At 66.1% G+C, this 23,546-nt stretch carries 20 protein-coding genes and 1 pseudogene; 13 read left to right on the top strand and 8 right to left on the bottom strand.

What is annotated here, in order from left to right; all coding sequences use genetic code 11:
- Positions 1-25: 25 nt before the first annotated feature.
- Together AC1HIY_RS12405 and AC1HIY_RS12400 are read right to left on the bottom strand one after the other, a co-directional pair.
- Entirely contained in the window at positions 26-1,054 is a 1,029-nt protein-coding gene (locus AC1HIY_RS12405) for a zinc-dependent alcohol dehydrogenase family protein (protein ID WP_479577058.1), read from the bottom strand.
- Between the two features lie 127 nt (positions 1,055-1,181).
- Entirely contained in the window at positions 1,182-1,646 is a 465-nt protein-coding gene (locus tag AC1HIY_RS12400; RefSeq protein WP_479577057.1) for a hypothetical protein, read from the bottom strand.
- A gap of 99 nt (positions 1,647-1,745) precedes the next feature.
- On the opposite strand from AC1HIY_RS12400, the gene AC1HIY_RS12395 reads away from it, so the two are divergent.
- The 3 genes from AC1HIY_RS12395 (at position 1,746) to glgB (ending at position 5,614) form a co-directional block, all read left to right on the top strand.
- The gene (locus tag AC1HIY_RS12395; protein WP_479577056.1) at positions 1,746-2,810 is read left to right on the top strand and encodes an SMP-30/gluconolactonase/LRE family protein; all 1,065 of its coding nucleotides are present in this window, start codon (positions 1,746-1,748) and stop codon (positions 2,808-2,810) included.
- Positions 2,811-2,886: 76 nt separating this feature from the next.
- The gene (queE, locus tag AC1HIY_RS12390; RefSeq protein ID WP_479577055.1) at positions 2,887-3,528 is read left to right on the top strand and encodes a 7-carboxy-7-deazaguanine synthase; all 642 of its coding nucleotides are present in this window, start codon (positions 2,887-2,889) and stop codon (positions 3,526-3,528) included.
- A 100-nt stretch (positions 3,529-3,628) separates the two neighbouring features.
- Positions 3,629-5,614: a 1,4-alpha-glucan branching protein GlgB gene (gene glgB, locus AC1HIY_RS12385; RefSeq protein ID WP_479577054.1), complete on the top strand. Its 1,986-nt coding sequence runs from the start codon at positions 3,629-3,631 to the stop codon at positions 5,612-5,614.
- Between the two features lie 12 nt (positions 5,615-5,626).
- On the opposite strand, the gene AC1HIY_RS12380 is transcribed toward glgB, so the two are convergent.
- Together AC1HIY_RS12380 and AC1HIY_RS12375 are read right to left on the bottom strand one after the other, a co-directional pair.
- On the bottom strand, positions 5,627-7,420 hold the full coding sequence (locus tag AC1HIY_RS12380) for an OmpA family protein (RefSeq protein ID WP_479577053.1): 1,794 nt from the start codon (positions 7,418-7,420) through the stop codon (positions 5,627-5,629).
- A gap of 44 nt (positions 7,421-7,464) precedes the next feature.
- On the bottom strand, positions 7,465-8,079 hold the full coding sequence (locus AC1HIY_RS12375) for a hypothetical protein (RefSeq protein WP_479577052.1): 615 nt from the start codon (positions 8,077-8,079) through the stop codon (positions 7,465-7,467).
- Between the two features lie 318 nt (positions 8,080-8,397).
- On the opposite strand from AC1HIY_RS12375, the gene AC1HIY_RS12370 reads away from it, so the two are divergent.
- The 3 genes from AC1HIY_RS12370 to AC1HIY_RS12360 all read left to right on the top strand — a co-directional run bounded on the left by AC1HIY_RS12370 (position 8,398) and on the right by AC1HIY_RS12360 (position 11,549).
- A complete protein-coding gene (locus AC1HIY_RS12370; protein ID WP_479577051.1) occupies positions 8,398-8,892 on the top strand; it encodes a Rab family GTPase in 495 nt (164 codons plus the stop codon).
- 11 nt (positions 8,893-8,903) lie between these two features.
- The gene (locus tag AC1HIY_RS12365; protein WP_479577050.1) at positions 8,904-10,058 is read left to right on the top strand and encodes a sensor histidine kinase; all 1,155 of its coding nucleotides are present in this window, start codon (positions 8,904-8,906) and stop codon (positions 10,056-10,058) included.
- Between the two features lie 72 nt (positions 10,059-10,130).
- The gene (locus tag AC1HIY_RS12360) at positions 10,131-11,549 is read left to right on the top strand and encodes a sigma-54-dependent transcriptional regulator (RefSeq protein WP_479577049.1); all 1,419 of its coding nucleotides are present in this window, start codon (positions 10,131-10,133) and stop codon (positions 11,547-11,549) included.
- A gap of 6 nt (positions 11,550-11,555) precedes the next feature.
- Here the strand turns inward: AC1HIY_RS12360 and AC1HIY_RS12355 are convergent, their stop codons facing one another.
- Positions 11,556-11,987, bottom strand: coding sequence for a secondary thiamine-phosphate synthase enzyme YjbQ (locus AC1HIY_RS12355; protein WP_479577048.1), 432 nt, complete (start codon positions 11,985-11,987; stop codon positions 11,556-11,558).
- Positions 11,988-12,020: 33 nt separating this feature from the next.
- Positions 12,021-13,277: an endonuclease/exonuclease/phosphatase family protein gene (locus AC1HIY_RS12350; RefSeq protein ID WP_479577047.1), complete on the bottom strand. Its 1,257-nt coding sequence runs from the start codon at positions 13,275-13,277 to the stop codon at positions 12,021-12,023.
- Between the two features lie 206 nt (positions 13,278-13,483).
- Here AC1HIY_RS12350 and glgX point away from each other — a divergent pair, with 206 nt between their 5' ends.
- A complete protein-coding gene (gene glgX, locus AC1HIY_RS12345; RefSeq protein WP_479577046.1) occupies positions 13,484-15,652 on the top strand; it encodes a glycogen debranching protein GlgX in 2,169 nt (722 codons plus the stop codon).
- Positions 15,653-15,658: 6 nt separating this feature from the next.
- On the opposite strand, the gene folD is transcribed toward glgX, so the two are convergent.
- Together folD and AC1HIY_RS12335 are read right to left on the bottom strand one after the other, a co-directional pair.
- On the bottom strand, positions 15,659-16,528 hold the full coding sequence (folD, locus tag AC1HIY_RS12340) for a bifunctional methylenetetrahydrofolate dehydrogenase/methenyltetrahydrofolate cyclohydrolase FolD (protein ID WP_479577045.1): 870 nt from the start codon (positions 16,526-16,528) through the stop codon (positions 15,659-15,661).
- Positions 16,529-16,746: 218 nt separating this feature from the next.
- The gene (locus AC1HIY_RS12335; protein ID WP_479577044.1) at positions 16,747-17,133 is read right to left on the bottom strand and encodes a four helix bundle protein; all 387 of its coding nucleotides are present in this window, start codon (positions 17,131-17,133) and stop codon (positions 16,747-16,749) included.
- Between the two features lie 346 nt (positions 17,134-17,479).
- On the opposite strand from AC1HIY_RS12335, the gene lptC reads away from it, so the two are divergent.
- The 6 genes and pseudogenes from lptC (at position 17,480) to aroF (ending at position 23,440) form a co-directional block, all read left to right on the top strand.
- Positions 17,480-18,067 (top strand): LPS export ABC transporter periplasmic protein LptC, encoded by a 588-nt coding sequence (lptC, locus tag AC1HIY_RS12330; RefSeq protein WP_479577043.1) that lies wholly within the window; start codon positions 17,480-17,482, stop codon positions 18,065-18,067.
- A complete protein-coding gene (locus AC1HIY_RS12325; RefSeq protein ID WP_479577042.1) occupies positions 18,064-19,629 on the top strand; it encodes an OstA-like protein in 1,566 nt (521 codons plus the stop codon). Before lptC ends, AC1HIY_RS12325 begins: the two co-directional genes overlap by 4 nt.
- Before the next feature lie 95 nt (positions 19,630-19,724).
- Positions 19,725-19,883, top strand: a pseudogene (locus AC1HIY_RS12320) (tetratricopeptide repeat protein); the annotation flags it as partial.
- Positions 19,884-20,057: 174 nt separating this feature from the next.
- Complete coding sequence (gene lptB / locus AC1HIY_RS12315) at positions 20,058-20,786, top strand: LPS export ABC transporter ATP-binding protein (RefSeq protein ID WP_479577113.1); 729 nt, start codon at positions 20,058-20,060, stop codon at positions 20,784-20,786.
- Positions 20,787-20,991: 205 nt separating this feature from the next.
- Positions 20,992-22,311: a tyrosine--tRNA ligase gene (gene tyrS, locus AC1HIY_RS12310; protein WP_479577041.1), complete on the top strand. Its 1,320-nt coding sequence runs from the start codon at positions 20,992-20,994 to the stop codon at positions 22,309-22,311.
- 91 nt (positions 22,312-22,402) lie between these two features.
- The gene (aroF, locus tag AC1HIY_RS12305; RefSeq protein ID WP_479577040.1) at positions 22,403-23,440 is read left to right on the top strand and encodes a 3-deoxy-7-phosphoheptulonate synthase; all 1,038 of its coding nucleotides are present in this window, start codon (positions 22,403-22,405) and stop codon (positions 23,438-23,440) included.
- Positions 23,441-23,546: the final 106 nt, after the last annotated feature.

The raw sequence follows: 23,546 nt of genomic DNA, 5'->3' as shown, positions 1-23,546 counted from the left end.
GATCAAAGACGACGAGCCGGCCGAGTCACGCGATCCGAAGCACCTTGGCCCCGCGTATTTTCCGGGTCTTGAGTTCGTACAGCGCGCGGTTGGCTGCTTCGAGCGGATAGATCTGCACCTCGGGCTTGATGGGGACCTCGGCGGCGAGGGCGAGGAATTCGCGCACGTCGCGCCGGGTCACGTTCGCCACGCTCTTGATCTCGCGTTCCATCCACAGGTGCGTCGCGTAGTCGAGGCGGAGCAGATCGTGCTTGTCCGCATCCTCTTTTCGGATGGCGTTGATGACGAGCCGCCCGCCGGGCCGGAGGTTTTTCATGGCTTCGACGACGGGCTTCCACACGGGCGTCGTGTCGATGATGGCGTGGAGTTTTTCGGGAGCTTCGTCGGTGGTGTCGCCGGCCCATACGGCGCCGAGTTCGAGGGCGAAGGCGCGTTCGGCGGGGTTGCGGGCGAAGACGAAGACCCGGGCGTTCGGGAAGCGATGGCGCGTCATCATGAGCACGAGGTGGCCCGAAGCGCCGAAGCCGGTCAGGCCGAGGTTTTGTCCGTCTTCGAGGCCGGTGAGGCGGAAGGCGCGGTAGCCGACGGCCCCGGCGCACAGATGCGGCGCGGCCTCGGCGTCGGTGAAGACGTCGGGGATGGGATGGGCGAAGCCGGCGGGGACGGTCATGTATTCGGCATACCCGCCGTTGGCGTCGCGGCCGGTGGCGCGGAAGGCGGGGCAGAGGTTCTCCCGCCCGCTTCGGCAGTACGCGCAATGCCCGCACGCCGAGAAGATCCACGCCACGCCCACGCGGTCGCCTTCCCGCAGTTCGGTGACCGCGTCGCCGCGCTTCGTCACCGTGCCCACCACCTGATGACCGAGCACGACGGGCAGCTTCGGCGGCGGCGTGCGCCCCTCGATCTCATCGAGCTCCGTGTGACATACGCCGCACACGGAAACCTTCAGGAGCACCTCGTCGGGACCGGGTTCGGGTGTTGGGAGCACGGCCGGCTCCAGTGGCTCCGGGTTCCGGAGCACGTCGGTCAGCTTCGTCAAGATCATCGCTTTCATGGACGGCGCCTCTCTCTGGAACAGTGGTTCGGTGCTTTAACCCTCAAAGAGGAAAAATGGATCAGGGAAATTCGGAAAAACTTTCATATTCGTTCAAAAAAGAAAAGAATAGCGCGAGGCATTTTTCTCATCCGGAGCTTGCGGCTTCGCGTTTCCAGATCAGGAGCACGAGCCAGAGGAGGAAGATGCGGACGGAGACCGGGAGATCTTCGGGGAGGTCTGCGAGCGTGCTCCGGGAGAGGCGGCGGGCCGGACGTATGACACCGATCTCGCTTTCGCCTTCGGTCAGGACAAACCGCCTTCGAAGGATCGAAGCGGCTCGGAGCACGTACGTGCTCCCGTCGTGCTCCACTACGAATTTCCGGGCGAACACGCTCGGTTTCTCGGCAGTGGCGAGCATGGAGCCGTCCTCGTGTTCGAGCACGAACCGTCCGAAGACGACCCCTTCCCGGCACATCGTGTAGGTGGCCTCTTCGAGGATGAGCCGGGCGGCTTCCCGCATCCGATCCGCCTCGAGTACGGCCACGGGTGCGTCTCCCTCGAAAATGCGGTATTTTGACGAGAGCCAGAATCGGAGTTCCGCGCGAAGCATGGGGCAGGAGGGTTTGACGGGTGCGATCGCCGTAGTTGGTGTGCGGTCCGTACGGGGCCGTGATAGGATACGCATTTTGGAGAAAAATGAGGGGTCGTCATGAAAACAGGAAGGTGGATCGTGCTCGGGGTGGGTGTCATCGTGTCGGGGTATCTGGCGTTCTGGCCCGTGCCCGTCGATCCGGAGGCATGGGACCCGCCGGAGGCTCCGCCGCTCGAAGGGGTCTATGCGCCGAACGCGTATCTCGCCGGCATCGAGCGCATCGACCTACCTTCGGGATACGGGCCGGAGGACGTGGCCGTGGACAGCCTCGGGCGCATCTATGCGGGGCTGGCGGACGGGCGTCTTGTCCGCATGCCGAACGACGCTTCCACCCTGGAGACCTTCACCGAAGGCGGACGGCCCCTCGGCCTCGACTTCGACGCCGGGGGCAACCTGCTCGTCGCCGACGCGAAGCGGGGGCTGATCGCCTATGCCCCCGACGGCGCCCGCACCATCCTTTCGACCGAAGCCGGCGGCGTCCCCTTCGGCTTCACCGACGACGTGGACGTCGCTCCCGACGGCAAGGTGTATTTCAGCGATGCCTCGTACAAGTTCGGCATGGAGGACTACGTGCTCGATCTCGTCGAGAACCGTCCGAACGGGCGGCTCCTCGAATACGACCCGGCCACCGGCGCGACCCGCGTCCTGCTCGACGATCTGTATTTCGCCAACGGCATCGCCGTCAGCCCGGACGGGGCGTTCGTGCTGGTGAACGAGACGGCGCGGTACCGCGTGCGCCGGTACTGGCTCGCCGGGCCGAAGGCGGGCACGTCCGACTTCTTCGCAGAAAACCTCCCGGGCTTTCCGGACGGCATCTCCTCCGACGGAGCCGGGACGTTCTGGGTGGCGCTCGTCTCTCCGCGCAATCCCGTCGTCGACGCGCTCGGGCCGTGGCCGTCGCTCCGGAAGGTGCTCGTGCGCTTGCCGGAGTTTTTGCAGCCGGCGCCGAAGCGGTTCGCCTTCGTACTCGGGCTCGACGCGGAAGGGCGGGTCGTGCACAACCTTCAGGATCCCGCCGCCGAGCGCCTGGCCACCATCAGCAGCGTGGAGCGCTATGGCGAGATGCTCTATCTCGGCAGCCTCGAAGAGCCGGCCCTCGGCCGCATCGAAGCCCCGGAGTGAAGCGCGAAGGCGGAATCAGGCGGGCGCGCGGGTCGTACAAGGGCGCAAGAAAGTCGCCGCACACCGTATTCGTTGCATGAGCTACGCCGTCAAGGAAATCTATTATACGCTTCAGGGGGAAGGAGCGCAGGCGGGGCGTCCGGCCGTCTTCCTTCGTTTCGCCGGGTGCAACCTGTGGACGGGCCGTGAGGCCGATCGGGCCGCAGCCGTCTGCCGCTTCTGCGACACCGACTTCGTGGGGACCGACGGGCCGGGCGGCGGCAAGTTTCGCGCGGCGGAGGCGCTGGCGCAGGCCGTCGCTGGAGCATGGCCCGCACCCCGCGGCGCGCGCGACCGGCCGCTCGTGGTGTGCACGGGCGGGGAGCCGCTCCTCCAACTCGACGCGCCGCTCGTCGATGCGCTCCATGCCGAGGGCTTCGAGGTGGCGGTGGAGACGAACGGCACGCGTCCCGCGCCGCCCGGCCTCGACTGGCTGTGCGTCAGCCCGAAAGCGGGAGCGGACCTTGTCCTCACCACGGGCGATGAACTGAAGCTCGTCTTCCCGCAGCCCGGCGCGCCGCCCGAGCGTTTCGCCCATCTCGCCTTCGCGCACTTCTCGCTTCAGCCCATGGACGGCCCGGACCTCGAAGCCAACACCCGCCGGGCCCTCGCATACTGCCTCGCGCATCCGCAGTGGCGGCTCAGCCTTCAAACGCACAAAATGCTTCGAATTCCTTGAAAGGCGCGTTTCGCCGCCGCGCGCGCCTGTATGTTTGACCCTCCGGTCGTAATTTGTCGCCCGTCCCCGTCGGTCCTCCTCCTCACGTCCGGAAACGTCTATGTCCTGGTTCACGCAAGCAGATTTCGATCGCTGGCTCGCCGGTGAGCACTTCGACTGCTATCACAAGCTCGGCGCGCATCCGGTGGCGGGCGGCGTGTGGTTCGCCGTGTGGGCGCCGCACGCGGACTACGTAGCCGTCATCGGCGACTTCAACGGGTGGGATCCGGGCGCGCATCCGCTCCGGAAAGTCGGCGGCTGGGCGGGGTTGTGGGAAGGCTTCGTATCCGATGCGAAGCCGGGTCAGCACTACAAATACCGCATCCAACGCGGCTACTTCCACGCCGACAAGACCGACCCCTACGCCTTCCGCATGGAAGCGCCCGTCGCCGACGGCAATCCGGTGGCGGGGCTGTCGTCCATCGTCACCGAACTGGACCATGCCTGGGGCGATGAGGCGTGGATGAAGCATCGGAAAGGGCCGGGCTCGCTCGACGGGCCGGTGTCCGCCTATGAGGTGCACCTCGGTTCCTGGCGAAGAAAGGCCGACGGCTACTCCCCCGGGTACCGGGAGATCGCCGAGCCGCTGGCCGACCACGTCGAAAAGCTCGGCTTCACCCACGTCGAGCTGATGCCTGTGATGGAGCACCCGTACTATGCCTCGTGGGGGTATCAGGTGGTCGGATACTTTGCGCCGACGCATCGGTACGGCACGCCGCAGGATCTGATGTACCTCATCGATTACCTCCACCGGCGCGGCATCGGCGTCATTCTCGACTGGGTCCCGGCGCACTTCGCCACCGACCCGCAGGGCCTCGTCTTCTTCGACGGCTCGACCCTCTATGAGTACGACGACCCGCTCATGCGCTATCACCCCGACTGGGGCACCTACGTGTTCGACTACAACAAGCCGGGCGTCCGCAATTTCCTCCTCTCGAACGCGCTCTTCTGGCTCGACTATTACCACGCCGACGGCCTGCGCTTCGACGCCGTCGCCTCGATGCTCTATCGCGACTATTCGCGCGACGAGTGGCATCCGAACCGCTTCGGCGGGCGGGAGAACCTGGAGGCCATCAGCCTGCTCAAAACCCTCAACGAACGCACCTATGAACGTTTTCCCGAGGTGATGATGATCGCCGAGGAATCGACGGCGTGGCCGAAGGTGACCCACCCGACGTACGAGGGCGGCCTCGGCTTTCTGTACAAGTGGAACATGGGCTGGATGCACGATGTGCTCGACTACATGCAGCAGGACCCGCTCTTCCGGAAGGGGATGCACGACGCCTTCACCTTCTCGATGGTCTATGCCTATTCCGAGCATTACGTGCTCCCGCTCTCGCATGACGAAGTGGTGCACGGCAAGGGGTCGCTCTGGGGCAAGATGCCGGGCGATCCCTGGCAGAAGGCGGCCAACCTGCGGCTGCTCTATGCGCATCAGGTGGGCCATCCGGGCAAGAAGCTCCTCTTCATGGGCGGCGAGTTCGGGCAGGAGCGCGAGTGGAACCACGACGGCGCCCTCGACTGGCCCCTCCTCGACGATCCCCTTCACGGCGGCGTCTTCCGGTGGGTGACGGACCTCTTCGGCCTGTACCGCGACCATCCCGCCCTGTGGAACGACGCCCCGGGCGGCTTCGAGTGGATCGTCCTCGACGATGTGGAGCAGAGCGTCTTTGCGTACCTCCGACGGAGCGAGGACCGCACGCTCGTCTTCGTGTTCAATTTCACGCCGGTGACCCGGGAGAACTATCGCATCGGCATGCCGGAGGCGGGGCGGTGGCGCCGGGCGCTCGACAGCGACGCCGAACGGTACGGCGGCAGCGGCGCGGGCGGGGCGGCGCGCGTGGAGACGGAGGCCGAGCCGAAGCACGGACACGCGCAGTCCGTCTCGCTGACGCTTCCGCCCCTCGGCGCGCTCGTGTTCGAATACGAGGGGCCGGTCGAAGGGAAAACGCGGTCGCGGAAGAAGACGAAGAAGAAAGGGGCGAGCGCAAAGGCGACGCCTTCGGGGGGGAAGGGAAAGGCGCGCGCGGCGAAAGACGGCGGGTGAGCCGGGACGGGGCTATTCAACGACCACCCGGTACGAGACGCTGCGGTTTTGTGCCCGTTGTTCTTCCGTCGTCGCATGGGGGAAACGCGGCTGACCGGTTCCGACGGCTTCGAGCGCCTCGGCGTCGATGCCGCGCGCGAGGAGCGCCGAGCGGACGGCTTCGGCGCGTTGGCGGCTCAAACGCAGGTTGACGGCGGGCGGGCCGTCGGCGCTGGCATGGCCGAGGATCTGGAGCCGCACGTTTTTGCCTATGGCGCGGGCGTCGTCGAAGAGCGCGCGGATCTCGGCGGCGAGCGTGTCGAGGGTGGCTTCCTGTCCGGGGATGAGGCGCGTCGTGCCGGCAACGAAGCGGAGGCTCTGTCGTTCGAGCGCGGCGATGCGGTTCCGGAAGACGGATTCGTCGGGGGCGAGGGCGGCGTCGTCGTAGCCGGAGATGCCGGGGAGGAGCGCGGCGCGGGCGCGGGCCTGCTCGATCCACGCGGCGGGCGCCGTTCCGGCGGCATGGAGCACGCCGTCCTCCACGTGGAACGTGACCGTGGGCGGCGCGTCGAGCAGGCGGGCGGCACGCCGGGCAAGGATCGGCGGCGCGAGGGCCTGATACGGCTCCCATGCTTCGACCACCTCGGCGTCGCGGAGGGGCGTCCCGGCGCGGAGCGCGGCGGGGTCGGCGGCGAGGGGGTCGCGAAGGCCGCGCACGTACCAGGCGCCGCGGCTTCGCCCGGCGTCCGTCACCACGATGCCCGGCTCGGCGTCGAGGCGCGCCACGTAGTCGTTCCACCACCGCCGTTCGCGGATCGTGAAGAAGAGCCATACGCCGAGCACGACCACCGCCGCGCCGAGCACGATCCACGGCAGCGCCGACGACCGGCGCGCCGGCGCGTCCCGGGTCTCCGAGATGAGGGCGCTCTCGAGGAGTGGACGCGCGCGTTCGAACGGCGCCGGGTCGCCGTCGAAGGCTTCCAACGCTTCCCGAAAGCGGAAGTGGATCGTCTCGATGAGGTCTTTGAGCGTCTCGCGGAGCGCGGGCGACGGCACGCCCCGGATGACGGCGGCCACGAGCGCCTTCGGCCCCTCCTCGATCCACACCGTCAACTCGCCCATCTCGATGGCGTCGAGCACCTCCTCTTTCTCCGCGCCCAATGAGTCCTGCACGAAATCCTGAAGAGCCGTCAGCATTCCCGAGACGAGCGAGCCGTCCCGGGTCTCGATGGATGCATCGAAGAGGTGGAGGATGGGCAGCCCCGTCTGCCGGTCGATGAGAAAAATCTGCTCGACGCGGTAGAGGAGCGTATGGCTGAGCACCACCTCCGAGAAGCTCCGTCCGGTCCGGAGCGCTTCGAGCCGCCACCGGAAGCTTTTCGGCGAGAGGCTGTGTTCGAGCGTCCGGTTGACCGATTCGAGGAACGACCGGAGCGCCTCGGCGATGCTCTTCCGGATGGCCGGGCCGATGACGGGAAAGAGGGCGTCGACGAGCGGCTTCGGGTTGCGCTCGACGGAGAGCTTCAGCGTCTCTTCGATGGTGGGGGCGAGCGCTTCGGCGAGGCGTCGGTCCCGGCGGCTCTGCCGCGCCACGGCTTCAGGCAGCGCTTCGGCCACCCGTTCGACCCGTTCCTCGTGTGCGTCGAGGCGTTCGAGGCGCTCGCGCACCTCGGTCAGGTGGGACTGCTCCGGGGCGAGGAGCAGGCGGCGAAGCTCTTCGAGGTCCTCCTCGCGGGGAGGCGCGTGGTCCGGAGCGCCGGCGGCAGGCTCGGCGGCTTCCGACGGCGGGCGGGCCGCTTCGGGTTCGGGGCGGGGACGATCCGGCATACGCCTACCTCCATCCGGGAAAAACGCGGGCGGACGGGGCCGGGCTATTCATCGAACGGCAGCTTGAAGTCGTCCCGGAGCCGCGCCGAGAACTCTTCGAAGAGGTCGGCCAGTGCCCGGCGGTCGGTCTTGTCGTCCTGAAGCGTATCGACGGCGTCGCGGATCATCGCCGAGAGCGTCTGGAACTGCCGCTGCATCTCCTCGGAGAGCTCTTTCGACTGGCTCAGAAGCCGTTCGCGCAGGGCCCGTTCGGTCTCGGTGTGCCGGGCGTCGACCTCGGCCAACGCCGTGCGCGACGTCTCGGCGAGCGTTTGCCGTTCGCGGGCTGCCTCCTCTTCAGACTTCTTGCGCAATTGCAGTTCGTTCGCCAATCGTTTGTTCAGCGCGTCGTTCTCTTCCTTGACGTACGCCTCCAACTCGTCGAAGCGCCGCCGCACGTTCTCGCGGATGGCTTCGATCTCCCGTTCGAGCCGACTTTCGAGGCGGGAAAACTTCTTCTCGAACTCCCGGATCTGCGTGCCGAAGAGAATCGTGCGGATTTTGTCGAGGTTGCCGGGGTCGTGCGTCGGCGGCGCGGCGGCGGTTTCGGCTGCGTCTCCGTTGGAGGAGGAAGCCCCGGAGGGCTCTTTCGTCTTTTGACTTTTCGATTTTTGGGCCATGAGAAAAGGGGAACGAAGTGAGGGAACAAGGCATGCGGCGCCGGGACGTCTCGAAAAGATACATAATAATCGTCAGTGACGCTGTGTTTCCGGCGCGCAGGTCCGAAGCTCGAACGCGAGCCTCACGGAGGGTTCGGTTGCGGAATAATGAGACAGTGGCGTATAATGAGACAGACCGATCCCGAGGAATGGGCGCGGCTTCAGAAGATCGCTTTCCATGACGGGCGTATCCCCCTCAGTATGCGCCACGCCCGCGCGCCGCACAGATCCGTCGCAGAGTTTTTGTGCGTGAGGACTACCGCTGCCCGATATAACCGTATGATGAAGAAGATTTGCATGCTGGGCGCTTCCGCCGTGGGGAAGACGAGCCTGGTCAAACGGTTCGTCGAGGGGATCTTTTCCGAGCGGTATCTGACCACCGTGGGCGTGAAAATCGACAAGAAAAGGGTCCGGGTGGGGGATCGGGCGGTCGATCTGGTGTTGTGGGATCTCAACGGAGAGGATCGTTTTCAGAAGCTCTCGATGAGTTATATGCGGGGCGCGGCGGGCTATCTTCTCGTGGTCGACGGCACGCGGAGAGAGACGCTCGACACGGCGATGGTGCTCCACCACAAGGTGCGCGCCGTGCTGGGCGAGACCCCCTTCGTGATGGTGTTCAACAAAGCCGATCTGGAAGAAGACTGGGCGTTTTCGGACGAAGACCTCCGCGCTCAGGCCGCGCGCGGATGGACGATCCTCAAGACGAGCGCGAAAATGGGTACGGGAGTTGAAGAGGCTTTCTTGCAACTCTCCGCGCGACTCCTCGAACCTTGAGTGGATCGGTTATGAAACGTACGATGCCTCCCACTCGATTGCAGCCCTCCTCCCTTCCTCAGAGCCTCCCGGCGCACCTCGACATGGCCGTGCTCGAAGCACGGGGCGACGGCGCCTTCCGGCTGCTCGGCAAAGCTCCGGCATGGCTTCGCGCGCTCTGGCCCGAGTCCGTCGCTGCCGGGGACCTGCGTCCGGCGGCGGCTTTTCCTTATCTCGATCACTTCATGGAAGATGCGCGCGGCGTCTGGGCAAGCAAGGAAGATGGGATGCTTCGCTCGGAGCCCTGGATCGAACAGGACCGGGACGGACGCGAGTGGACGCTTCAGGCCACGGCGATGCGCCTCGAAGGGCGGCGGCTGCTCCTGATCTCGTTTCCCCTGACGGACTTCGAGACCGTCCGGCAGCTTTTGCAGGAAGCGCGCAACCAGAACCTGCAGCATCACCGGATGCTCAAAGAGATCGACAGGCGCGAGGTCCTTTTGCATTGCATCATCCACGACCTCTCGACGCCGCTCGCCGGCATCAAGGGCAGCCTGACCCTGCTCCGGGACGACGGACAGGTGCGTCCCGAGGGCGAGGGGCTGGTCCGCATCGGGCTCAATCAGGTGGAGAAGATGCAGCGCCTGATCCGTGAGATCCTCGCGACGTTTTCCGCCGAGGTGCAGCCGCTCCTGCCGACGCTCGTGAGCTGCGATGCCGCCCCGGACCTGGCGCGCCTCCTCCGTGAGGTCGCCGCGTCGATGCGGCCCGTGGCGACGCTCAAAGACGTGCGCCTCCGCGTCGACGCCGCCCCGGGCGCCGTGTGGCAGGTGGCCGCCGAGCCGACGCGGCTGGAACGGGTGCTGTTCAACCTGGTGGAGAACGCGCTTCGACATACGAGACCCGGCTCCGAGATCCGGCTTCGCCTCGACGACGAGGGCGGCTTCGTCCGGGCGTCCGTGGAGGACGAAGGCGAAGGCGTGCCCGAAGAACTCGCGTCGGCGCTCTTCGAGAAATTCGCGAAGGGTGGACCGCAGGCGGGAAAGGTGGGGCTGGGGCTGTATTTTTGCCGCCTGTCGGTGGAAGACTGGGGCGGAACGATCGGCTATGAGCCGCGTCCGGAGGGCGGAGCGTGTTTCTGGTTTCGCCTGCCCAGACCGGCGGCGGGGGGCGGGGGTGGTTCGTAGACGCGGCGGGTGCGCCTGCCCCGGGCGCGACGGAGTTTCATGAACGACGGAAGAGAGGGACGAGGCGAGTCTATGCGTTTGAACATCTTCGTGATCGATGACGACCCGGACTACGGGGAACTGCTTCGGTATCACCTGAACCGGCGCGCGGACGTGACCATCCGGCTGTTCCTCACAGGCGAGGAGGCCGTTGCCCGCCTCGACGAGGGGGTGGATCTCGTCCTGTGCGACGTGGTGATGCCGGGACAGGGCGGGCTGGAGACGCTCCGGCAGATCAAGGCGCAGCGTCCGGAACTGCCGGTGGTGATGGTCTCGGCGCAGGCCGCCGTCAGCGTGGCGCTCGAAGCGATGAAGCTCGGCGCGTACGACTACGTGACGAAAGGGCACGACGACACGGTCAAGCTTCAAACCATCGTGGCGCACGTGGCCGAGCGTCTGCGCCTGGCGCGCGAACTGACGACGCTCCGGGAGCGACTGCCCGCCATGCAGGGCCTGCGCGGCATCATCGGCGAGAGCGCGGCCATGGCGCGGGTCTTCAGCCTCGTGCAAAAAGCCCTTCGCGGCGACCTCACGGTCGCCATACAGGGAGAAAGCGGCACCGGGAAAGAGCTCATCGCAGAGGCCATTCATTATAATTCGAAACGTCGGCAGCGGCCGTTCGTGGTGGTCAACTGCGCCGCCATCCCCCGCGAACTGATGGAAAGTGAGTTTTTCGGCCACGAGAAAGGCTCCTTTACCGGCGCGCACGCCCGGAAGATCGGCAAGTTCGAACAGGCCGACGGCGGGACGATCTTCCTCGACGAAATCGGCGAACTCGACCTCGGCCTTCAGGCCAAGCTCCTCCGGGTGCTCCAGAATCAGGAAGTGCAACGCGTCGGCGGCAACGAGACGATCCGGGTGGACGTGCGCGTGCTCTCGGCGACGAACCGAAACGTGAGGGAGATGATCCGTGAAGGCAAGTTCCGGGAGGATCTGTATTACCGGCTCTTTCAATACCCGATCAAGCTGCCGCCCCTGCGCGAACGCGATCAGGATGCGTTGCTGCTGGCCGACCACTTTAGAAAGGTCTTTCTGGAGAAGCATCCGGACGTGGAGCCCCGGCCGTTCTCGGCGGACACGCGGCGGCGCCTCCTCCGGTATCCCTGGCCGGGCAACGTGCGCGAGTTGAAGAACGCCGTCGAGCGCGCGTTGCTCATTGCCGACTTCCCCGAGATCACCCCCGCCGACCTGATGCTCGAAGAACTGGCTCCCTTCGCGCGAGAGGCCGCGCCGGAACCGCCGCCGGAACCGGCCACGAATCACCCTGCCGATCAACTCAGCCGCATCACCGACCCGGATGAGATCATCCCGCTGGAGACGCTCAAGGTCAGGGCCGTCGCGCACGCGTACGAGGTCTGCGGGGGCAATATCAACAAGACGGCGGCTCGGCTCGGCATCACGCGCTCGACGGTGTATCGCCTTCTGAAGAAGCGCGAGGAGCCGTCGGCCTGAAGCGGCTCACTCGGTGGTTTCGCCGTGGAGCGTGAGGACGAGGCGGCGCGGGCCGCCGTGGTTGCGGTGCTCGCAGAGATAGATGCCCTGCCACGTGCCGAGGTGGAGCCGCCCGTGCCGGATGGGGAGGGAGAGGCTGGAGCCGAGCATCACCGTCTTGATATGGGCAGGCATGTCGTCCGGCCCTTCGAGCGTGTGGCGGAAGTACGGCGCGTTTTCGGGGACCGCCCGGTCGAAATATGCTTCCATGTCGCGGCGCACGTCGGGGTCGGCGTTTTCGTTGAGGGCGAGCGAGGCCGAGGTGTGCCGGAGAAAAAGATGCGCAAGGCCGACGGCGAAGCGAGAGATCTCGGGAGTCTGGTCGAGGATCTCGCGCGTGACGAGGTGGAACCCGCGCGGGCGGGAGGCGAGGACGATTTCACGCTGGATCCAGGCCATGACGGTCGGTGGTTCGTGACGACAAAGGGAGGCTCATCGTTTCGGCACGAGGAGGTCGAGCCATACGGGGAAGTGGTCGCTTTCGGCGGGGGCGTCCGGGTCCTCGGGGCGTGCGATGCCGCCGTCCCGGATGTCGAGGTTCACCGAGGGCAGCACATAGTCGGCGCGGAGGCCCCATCGGGCGGTGTCGTCGGGGTCGAGGTCGGGGAAGGCGGCACGGCCGGCAGGCGTGGCGCTCGGCACGAAGTCGCCCCGGATGCGCGGGTGGGCGAGGAGGAACGTGCCGATGGGGTCGTCGAGAGCGGAGCCCTTGTCGGGGTCGGCGTTGAGGTCTCCGAGGATGACGAAGGCGGCGTCTTCGGGCAGGCCGCCGGACGCACCGTCGTCGTCGACGAGGTAGTCCGCGCCGTCGAGGTAGTCGGCCCAGAAGCGTATTTCGTCGTGGTTTCGGCGTTTGTTCCGGCCTTCGGGACCATCGAACGCGGGAGGAGTGGGGTGGCTGGCGAGGAGGTGGATCACGCGTCCGTTCGGGAGGCGCACGGGCACGTCCCAGTGGCTCTTGGAGCTGAGGCGGAAGACGGCCCACACGTCGTCGGCATACCACGGCCGGCCCGTGGCGGGGTCGAGGGGTCGGAGCGCGCCGGGCATACGGCTCCACGGCATCATGCGGAAGGTGCGGGCCTCGTCGGCGAGGAGGTCGAGGTCTTCACGGACGAGGAGCGCCATGGCGTACTGTCCGGGAAAGGCGCCGAAGCCCCAGCAGTCGTTGCCGTAGGCGCGGCCCTCATCGGTCTGCGGTCCCGGCGCGCCGTCGGGACCGGCGGGCGGCGGCGGCGGCGGCGTGGTGACGGCGCGACCGTCGTGGTCGAGGTCGAAGCCGCTGGGGATGCCCGTATTGGTCGGGGCCATGAACGCGCGGTAGCGGAGGGGGGCGAGCCCCGGTCCCTGGCTGACGGCGAGGAACGTGTCGGCGAAGCGCTGCCCGTTCCGTCCTTCCGGCTCTCCGTCCGTATAGCCGGGCGCGCCCGGCCGGTCATAGGCGATCTCGTTGATGAGGAGGACGTCCGGGCGCAGGCGCTGTATCCGCGCGGCGAGGCGGCGGAGTCGGGGATGCGCCGGGTTCTGAAGGTCGTCCGTTCGCACGTCCTCGACGTTGAACGTGGCGACCCGGAGGGCGACGGTGTCGCGGGGCGCGTCGTCGCCGCCCTCGTGCGTCTGAGCGGGGAGTTCGCTCGGGGTCATCGCGAAGAGGAGCGTCATCACCAGGAACAGGGAAAGGCGCGCAGGCATGGGCGTAGAGCATCGGTCATGAGGATTCGGAAAGAACGAACCGGGGACCTCTCGAAAGGATCCGTACGCGCTTCCTTCGCCGGCGGTCCTCCCGAGTTAACATCCCCGGGAAGCCGTCGATCCCAGAGAAGGAGGCCGGTGCGACGCCGGGTTGGGCTGCGCCGCCGGGGGCTTCGCGCGGCGAAATTCAGGGCCATTTGAAGATCATGAATGGTATATTGGCGACGAAAGCCATCACTCTCGATCAAGCGGAGACCGTCGCGATGCGTCCGGGCAAACCCTATCCGATGGGCGCGCTGTGGGATGGCCTCGGGGTCAACTTTGCGCTGTACAGCCCGCACGCCGAGCGGGTGGAACTGGTCCTTTTCGACCACGTGGAGGCCCGCGCTCCGTCGCAGACGTACGAACTGCCCGAACGGACGGGGCCGATCTGGCACGGCTACCTGCCCAACCTCCGGCCCGGCCAACTCTACGGCTATCGCGTCTACGGTCCCTATCGCCCCGAACAAGGACACCGCTTCAATCCGAACAAGGTGCTCCTCGACCCTTATGCGCGCGCCATCGGTCGGCCCCTTCGCTGGCACGACAGCCTCTACGGATACCGACCCGGTGATCCGCACGCCGACCTCTCGTTCAGCGAGGAGGACAGCGCAGCGTATGCGCCGCTCGGCGCGGTCGTCGGCTCCGGCTTCGCCTGGGGCGAGGATCAGCCGCTCTGTATCCCGTGGGAAGAGACGATCATCTACGAGACGCACGTCAAGGGCATCAGCCGCCTCCATCCCGAAGTGCCCGAAGCGTTGCGGGGCACGTACCTCGGTCTGGTCTCCGAGCCGATCCTCGAGCACCTCCGGCGGCTCGGCGTCACCACGATCCAACTGCTTCCGATTCACGCCAAGGTGAGCGAGCGTCACCTCGTCGAGGCGGGGCTGGTGAACTACTGGGGATACAGCACGCTCGGGTATTTTGCGCCCGAACCCTCGTATTCGACGAACGGTCCGATCACGGCGGTGCAGGATTTCAAGATGATGGTCCGCGCGCTCCATGCCGCAGGCTTCGAAGTCATCATCGACGTCGTGTACAACCATACCGGCGAGGGCAACCACCTCGGCCCGACGCTCTCTTTCCGGGGCATCGACAACAAGGCATATTACAAGGAAAGCGAGACGAATGGCCGTTTTCTGGCGGATTTCACGGGCACCGGCAACACGCTCAACGTCGGCAACCCGCACGTGCTTCAACTCATCATGGACAGCCTGCGCTACTGGGTGCAAGAGATGCACGTAGACGGCTTCCGCTTCGACCTGGCGGCGGCGCTGGCCCGCGACCTCTACGAGATCAACATGCTCTCGGCGTTTTTTCAGGTGATCCAGCAGGATCCGGTGCTCAGCCAGGTCAAGCTCATCGCCGAGCCGTGGGACGTGGGGCGGGGCGGCTACCAGGTGGGTGAATTCCCCTGGCTATGGGCCGAATGGAACGGCAAATACCGCGATGCCGTCCGCCGTTTCTGGCGCGGGGATGCCGGCGTCGGCGGGGAGTTCGCCACCCGCATCGCCGGCTCGAGCGACCTCTATGAACATTCCGGGCGCAAACCCTTCGCGTCGATCAACTTCGTCACGGCGCACGACGGCTTCACGCTCGAAGACCTGGTCAGCTATGAGAAAAAGCACAACGAAGCCAACCTCGAAGAGAACAGGGACGGAACCGACGCCAATTACAGCATCAACTGCGGCGTGGAAGGCCCCGCGGTCGATCCCGAGATTGTGGCCTGCCGGGAGACGCTCAAGCGGAGCCTCGTAAGTACGCTGTTGCTCTCGCAGGGCGCGCCGATGCTCCTCGGCGGCGATGAGCTCTCGCGCACCCAGCGCGGCAACAACAATGCGTACTGCCAGGACAACGAGATCAACTGGTACGACTGGAACCTCGACGACCGAAAAAGACGCTTCCTCGAGTTCGTGCGCAGGCTCATCGCGTTCCGGAAGGCGCATCCGAATTTCCGTCGCCATCGCTTCCTCACGGGGAAGGCCGACGCGGCGGGCGTCAAGGACGTGACGTGGTGGAGCCCCGAGGGCCGCGAGATGACCGACGCCGACTGGCGCGCGCCCGACCTCCACGCTTTCGGCATGCTCCTCCGCGGCGACCGCATCGCCGACCGGGATGCGCAGGGGCATCCCATCACCGACGACACGTTCCTGCTTCTTTTCAATGCCGGAGACGCCACGGTCTCTTTTACGTTGCCCAATGCGCCCGCGGGCTCGCCCCGTATATGGGAGGTGATGCCGGAGTTTTTGGAGAGTCTGCCGCTTCCGGACTTCGCGCCCGAGGAGGCCGCGCCGCTCAAAGCGCATCGCATGGCCGTGCTTCAGGCGCGGCGGTGAGGCCGGTCAGCTTCGCCGCGCAGCCTTGAGCGTGTTCTGGAGGAGCATCGCGATGGTCATCGGTCCCACACCGCCGGGCACGGGCGTGATCCAACCCGCCTTCTCCCGGACGGCGTCGAAATCCACGTCTCCGACGAGGCGGTAGCCGCGCGGCCGCGCGGCGTCCTCGACCCGGTTGATGCCCACGTCGATCACGGCCGCACCGTCGCGCACCATGTCCGCCGTGATGAAATGCGCGCGCCCGATGGCGGCCACGAGGAGGTCCGCCTGCCGCGTAATCGACGGCAGGTCGCGCGTGCGGCTGTGGCAAACCGTGACGGTGGCATCGACGCCTTTTTGCAGGAGCAGGTTCGCCATGGGCTTGCCGACGATGTTCGACCGCCCGACGATGACCGCGCGCGCGCCCCGGGTCTCGATGCCGGTGCGCCGGAGCATTTCCATGATGCCGGCGGGGGTGCACGGCAGGAAGTGCGGCTCCCCGATCATGATGCGTCCCACGTTGGCCGGATGGAAACAGTCCACGTCCTTGTCGGGGTTGAGCGCATAGATGACCTTTTGCTCGTCGATGTGGGCGGGCAGGGGCAGTTGCACGAGGATGCCGTCGACGCCCGCGTCCCGGTTGAGCCGGTCGATGACGCGGAGGAGTTCGGCTTCGGAGATGTCGCTTTCGTACGTGAGCGTGTCGGCGTCGATGCCGACTTCGAGGGCGGCTTTTTGCTTGCCGCGCACGTAGGAGGCCGAGGCCGGATCTTCGCCTACGAGGATGACGCGGAGGCACGGCGGGCGATGGCCCAGCGCCGTCCATGCGGACACGGCTTCGCGGATCTCGCCGCGCACCTGTGCCGCAATGGCTTTGCCGTCAATGAGTTGTGCCACGGAGGTATCGGGAAGGCTGGTGAGGGAGGTCGTGCGGAGTGCACCGGGCGCTCCGGAAGCAAGGTACGCACCCCCTCTCAATAGTTTTTTCAATCCCGCACGAAAACAGCACGGCCCTGCCGATCCGCTTCGGTCGACGGGGCCGTGTAGGTTTGGGGGTTTCGGCTCGGGAGCGCGTCTCGGTTGGAGGACGTGGAGCCGGTTCGGACGCGAGGGGGCTATTCGCAGAGCATCCCGCAGCGCGCCCGAAGCTGGGCAATAGTGCGGTGGAGTTCCTTCTTCCGGGTCATCAACGCATGGTGCTCGTCCGCCGAGAGATACTGACACGCCTTGGCGACGTTGAGCCAGTGCGAGAGTTGATGACAGGCATTGAGCGCTGCGTCGAGATCCTGCGTGAACGCGCAGGGATCGTGGCGTTGATGCCAGCCCCGCGCGATGGCGTCCGGGATGGCGTGCGCGTGACGACGCATCTGGTCGCTGAGCGTGTTCTGCCCGTCGCGCGGGAAGCGGCGGGTGATCCAGAAGATGTCCGAGGCCAGCGCTGCGGCGCGGCGGTAGGCCCGCAGGTTACGGTAGGAACGGAGCGTGAGGGTCTGTGAGGTCATGATCGGCACTCAAGGGTTTCGAGGGTTTCGACACTTGGTGATGTAATAAAAACACACGGACCCGTGCGATTATAACCTCAAGGTGAAAATATTTATTGCGGGGTCTCATATTGAGACAGAGACGGAGGGGGAGCCGGGGTTTAAGGTCGGCGGGGGAAAAGAAAAGGAGGCACGGCTCCGGTGCGGGAAAGGAGGCCCGGGAACGTTGTGGAGAAGGCCATTTCGACCACGAAAAAGGGGATGCGAACAGGAGCCGTCTCTGAGGCGTTGCAGGGGCACGCACGCCGGGGACGCCCCTTCAGCGGGGCGTCCGGTTGACGTGAGCGAGAAAAGCCGAAATGCCCGGATGAACCCATCAAGCCGTATCATAGCGCTGCTCTTCGGAGGAGTCGCGCTCCTCGCGCTCGGCGCGGGATGTGAACGCCGCGCCCCCTCGCCGGTGGCCGTCGATCAAATCCGCGTCGACCTGCCGGACCACGAAAGCTGGCGGGCGCGCTTTTACGTCAGCGAAGACGGGATCCCCCGCATGGAGATCGCAGCGGCGTACATGGCGGAGTTCGAACGCGAGGACAGCACGTACATGGTGCTCACCGGCCTGCCCGACAGCCTCGGACCCCGCGTGACGGTGTATCTCTTCGACGCCGAAGGCGATTCGTCGGCGACGCTGACGGCGGATCAGGTCTATTACTTCGAGCAGGAACAGCGCTTCGAGGCGCAGGGGAACGTGATCGTGGTGACGCGGGAAGGGCGGCGACTCGAAAGCGAGGACCTCCACTGGGACGAGCGCGCGCGGAAGGTGCGCACGCCCGGTTTCGTCCGGATCACCACCGAGGCGGAGCGCATTCAGGGCTATAACCTGGAGGCCGACGAAGACCTGGCCACGTACCGCCTGGTGCGGGTGACGGGGCGGCGGCTGGTGGAGGACGAGCAGTGAACGCGCGGCAGACGATACGAACCCTCGGCCTCGTGATGGGGCTGATCGCTGCGCCCGGGCCTCGCGCCGCGGCGCAGGCCGTTGCCGACACCACGGCGCACGCCGCTACCGACACCACGAACGCCGAGCCGAAAGAGGTCGAACTCCTGCATGCCGGAGAACTGCTCAAGGAAACCGCCGACGCGCTCGAACTCATCGGAGACGTGCGGCTGCGGCAGGGCGATACGGGCCTGCGCGCCAACCGCGCCACCGAGTACGCCGACCGGGACGAGTTCCTCTTCCTCGGAGATGTGCTCATCATCGAGCGGGGGGATACGCTCCGCGCCGAGCAGGTGCGGTACGACAAGCGCACGAAGATCGGATACGCTACCGGAAAAGTGCGCCTCTCCGACGGCGACGTGGTCGTGTATGCGCCCTCGGGCCGGTATCACACCGAAGAGAAACGAGCCGTCTTCGAGGACGGCGTCACCCTCGTCGACAGCGCCACGGTGCTCACGAGCCGCGCAGGGGCGTACTGGTCCGATGAAAAGCGCGCCGAGTTTTACGACGACGTGCACCTCTCCGGCGACCGGACATACCTCGAAGCCGACTCCGTCACGTATTTCCGTGAGACGGAGGTCTCCGTGGCCCGCGGGAACGTGTTCATCGAACGCCTCGGCGGCGACGAAGACGAGACGGCGGCCTCCGACTCGACCACGCGAACGTTCCTCTTCGGCCAAAGCGCCTTCAACGACAACCGCGCCGCCGTCAGCCGCATCCGGGGGCGACCGCTGCTCATCCAACTCCGCGCCGACTCCACGGGCGCGCCGGCGGACACGCTCCTCATTCGCGCCGGACGCCTCGACGTCTTCCGGCTGGATTCCCTTCAGCGTCTGGTGGCCCTCGATTCGGTGAAAATATGGCAGCGTGATTTCGCCGCCGTGGCGGACTCCGTGGTGTACGAGCGGTTGCGACGGAAGGACCGGCCCGTCCGGGAAGAGAGCCGGCTCTTCCGCGAGCCGACGGCCTGGTTTCAGCGGGCGCAGGCCCACGGCGACACCCTCCGCGTGACGGCCCGCGAGAGCGCCGTCGATTCGCTCTTCATCGTCGGGAACGCCTTCGTGGCGCAGCAAGACACCTCGCTCGATCGCATCTCACAACTGCGCGGCCGGACGATGCTCGGCCTCTTCGAGCGCGATACGCTCCGCACCCTCTTCGTCCGCCCGAACGCCGAGGCGATCTATTTTCTCCAGGACGACGAGACCCACGCGCTCAAGGGCGCCGTCCGCGCCTCCGCCGACCGCGTCGTGTTCGACGTGCAGGGCGCAGGCGAACTCAAAGACATCCGCTTTTATCGCGGCGTGGAAGGAGCATATTACGATGTGGGGCTGATTCCGGAGCCGTTTCGGCTCGAAGGCTTCCGGTGGGAGCCCGAACGTCGCCCTGAGAAGCTGCGCCTTTTGCCCGCCGACGTGCTCGAACGTCTCACCGCGTGGACCGACCGTTTTCGAGCGGCGGCGTCCCGTGTCCCGGCCCCCGGCGTCACCGGAAGCGAAGAACAAGAGCGCCGGCCGGATCATTGAACGTCCCGGCGCTTTCATGGGAGAAAGCAACGGATTCGGCCGGACGCCCTCACGCCGCTTTTCCCTCCACCGAAAGATTTCGACCCCCGTTCGTCATGCCGATTTCAGAGATCGAACAGGCCCTCGCCCATTTCAAGAGCGGCGACCCGGCGAAGGCGATTCCGATCCTCGAAGAGCTGGTGCGCATGGTGCCGACGTACGTGATGGCGTATGTGCTTCTGGCGCAGGCGTACGAGGCGATTCAGCAGGAGGATAAGGCGATGGCGGCGTGGCATCGCGCGCACAGCGTCATCCCCGGCAGTCCGGTTCGCCCCTCTACCGCGTTCGAATGGCCCGACCTTCCGGAGAGTGATTTTGCACCGGGCGCGGGGGATCGAGAGGCCGAGCATGGCGACGGCCTCGCAGAATCCCTGCCTTCCGATGTGCTCATGCTTCGGGCGGAGGCCCTCATCAAGCGATACAAGAAACGCACGGTCGTCAAGGCGGTGAGCCTGAACGTGGGGCAGGGGGAGATCGTCGGGCTGCTCGGGCCGAACGGCGCCGGCAAAACGACGACGTTCCACATGATCGTCGGCCTCGAACGCCCGGACAAGGGCAAGGTCTTCATCGGTGAGAACGACATCACGACGCTGCCCATGTATGCGCGCGCCCGGCGGGGCATCGGGTATCTGGCGCAGGAGGCGTCGATCTTCTCCCACCTCACGGTCGAAGACAACCTCCATGCCGTACTCGAGTACCAGCCCATGAGCCGCGAGGAACGCCGGCTGCGGGTGGAGGAACTCATCGCCGAGTTCGGGCTGGAGACGGTGCGGCGCTCGCGGGGATACATGCTCTCCGGCGGCGAGCGGCGACGCACCGAGATCGCCCGCGCGCTCGCCACGCGCCCGGCCTTCTTCCTCCTCGACGAACCTTTCGCCGGCGTCGATCCCATCGCCGTGGAGGATATCCAGTCTATCGTGGCGGGCCTGAAGAGGCGCGGCATCGGCGTGCTCATCACCGACCACAACGTTCACGAGACGCTCGCCATCACCGACCGGGCCTATCTCCTCTTTGAGGGCAAGATCCTCAAACAGGGCACCGCCGAGGCGCTCGCCTCCGATCCGGAGGTGCGCAAACGGTATCTCGGCGAGAAGTTCACCCTCGAACGGTATCAGTGACGAGGCTTGCGGGGACGGCCCGCGTCGCGCTCATGCTCGCAAATTACCCGTGAATCATGGGCGCGGGCGGTTTTTCGGCCTTTCAATCGATCCCAATTAATCGTTTTATCCGGATCCGCTGCCTGCCGGGGGAATAGAAAGGCAACGGCGCGCCGGGGCGACGCCCCGGGACCGTGACCCATCAATACAAGCGCGATTCGAGTTCATGTCTACGATCTCTTCCGAAAGCACCGAAGCCGAAACGACCAGGGCCCTGAGCCTCTACGACGAGTACGCCTGGCGCGAGATGGTCTATCACGTCACACCGGAGGCGGCGGAAGCGCTCGCCACGGAGAAGGTCACCGCCTACATCGGCTTCGATCCGACCGCGGCGAGCCTGCATGTCGGCTCACTGCTGCCCATCATGGCGCTGGCCCGGCTTCAGCGCTTCGGCCACACCCCCATCGCCCTCGTCGGCGGAGGCACCGGCCTCATCGGCGATCCGAGCGGGAAAAGCAAGGAACGCCCGCTTCTCACCCGGGAGAAAATGGAGGAGAACCTGGCGGGCATCGAAGGACAACTTCGGCGGTTTCTTGACTTCGAGACGGCGGCGAACCCGGCTCGCATGGTCAACAACCTCGAATGGCTCGGCTCGATCTCGCTCCTCGATTTCCTCCGCGACGTGGGCAAATACTTCACGGTGAACTACATGCTCTCCAAGGAGTCGGTCAAGCGCCGGATCGAGTCGGAGGACGGCATCTCGTATACCGAGTTCACGTACATGCTGCTTCAGGCGTACGACTACCTCGTGTTGCATGATCGGTACGGATGCACGCTTCAGATGGGAGGCAGCGATCAGTGGGGGAATATTCTGGCGGGGGCCGACCTCATCCGCCGAATGCGTTCCGAGAAAGCCCACGGGCTGGTTTTCCCGCTCGTGACGAACGCCGCCGGCACGAAGTTCGGAAAGACCGAGTCCGGCACGGTGTGGCTCGATCCCGGGCTCACGTCGCCGTATCGGTTCTATCAGTTCTGGCTGAACACCGACGATCGCGACGTGGTTCGGTACCTGAAATTCTTCACGTGGCTCACGCGGCCCGAGATCGAGGAGCTGGCGGCGGTCACCGAAGCGGCTCCGGAGCGGCGAGAGGCGCAACGGCGGCTGGCGCGGGAGGTGACGCGGATGGTCCACGGCGAGGCGGAACTGGCGCGCGCCGAACAGGCGTCGGAGGTGCTCTTCGGCGGGGCGATGGACGCCCTCTCGCCGGCCGACATTCTCGACATCTTCGAGGACGTGCCGTCGGCGGAGCTGCCCCGCGCCCGCTTCGAGGGCGAAGGCGTCGGCGTGATCGACCTCCTGGTCGAAAGCGGCGCGGCGGCGTCGAAGGGGGAGGCGCGGCGGCTCGTGCGGAGCGGCGGCGCGTACGTCAATAACCGCCGTGTGGCCGGCGAAAACGCTCGCATCACGCTCGAAGACACCATCGAAGGCAAGGCAGTCGTCGTTCGCAAGGGGCGGAAAAATTATCGCCTCGTCCTGATCCGGTGATTCGGAGGGATTGCGGCATCTTTTCGGGAGTCGTATACTGCCGGGTCCAGGGAGGAAACGGCTCATACGCGATAAAAACAAGGTGATAGGTATGGTAGTGGTGATGAACGTGGGCGCGCCCGAGCCTCAGATTCAGGCCGTCATCGAGCGGCTCAATCAGTACGGGTTCGACGTGCACCGTTCAAGCGGGGTGCAACAGACCGTTCTCGGCGCCATCGGCGTCAAGCCCGACTTCGACGTGCGGCACATCAAGGTGCTCGAAGGCGTGGCGGACGTGTATCGCGTCACGGAGCCGTACAAGTTTGCGAGCCGTTCGTGGAAGCAGGAGAACACGGTCGTCGACGTGCGCGGCGTGGGTGTGGGCGGCGAGGAGGTGGTGGTGATGGCGGGGCCGTGCTCGGTCGAGAGTGAGGAGCAGATGGAGGCTTCGGCGGCGCACGTGGCGGCGCACGGCGCGACGTTCCTCCGGGGCGGGGCCTTCAAGCCGCGTTCGTCGCCGTACTCGTTTCAGGGCCTCGGCGAAGAGGGGTTGCGCATCCTCCGCGCCGCCGCCGACCGGCACGACCTTCGCGTGATCACCGAGGTCATGGAGCCGGCGCAGATCGACGTCATCTACCCGTATACCGACGTCTTCCAGATCGGCGCGCGCAACATGCAAAACTTCTCCCTGCTCAAGGAGATCGGCAAGACCGACAAGCCGGTGTTCCTCAAGCGCGGCCTCTCGGCGACGGTCGACGAATGGCTCATGAGCGCCGAGTACGTGATGGCGCAGGGCAACCCGCACGTGATCCTGTGTGAGCGCGGCATCCGCACCTTCGAGACGTACACGCGCAACACGCTCGACCTCTCGGCCGTGCCGGTGGTCAAGGCCAAGAGCCACCTGCCCATCGTCGTCGATCCGAGCCACGGAACGGGCCTCCGGAACAAGGTGCTCCCGATGGCGCGCGCCGCCGTCGCCGCCGGAGCCGACGGGCTGATGGTGGAGGTTCATCCGGACCCGGCCAACGCCCGGAGCGACGGCCCGCAGTCGCTCTTCTTCGAGCAGTTCGTCGAGATGATGCGACAGATCCGGCTCATCGCCGACGCCATCGGGCGCACCGTGCGCGCCCCACAACGCGTCTCGGTTTGAGATACATTCTCCCGGGGAACCATGCGGCGCGGGAATGTGGTCATTTGACGGAAAATGGTTTTTTTCTTCGAAACGGTTCCATACCGACGGGCGCATGGCTTATTTT

The organism is Rhodocaloribacter sp. (assembly GCF_056451265.1).
Note: the sequence above shows the minus strand (reverse complement) of the source record. Positions and strands in the feature narration are given on the sequence as shown.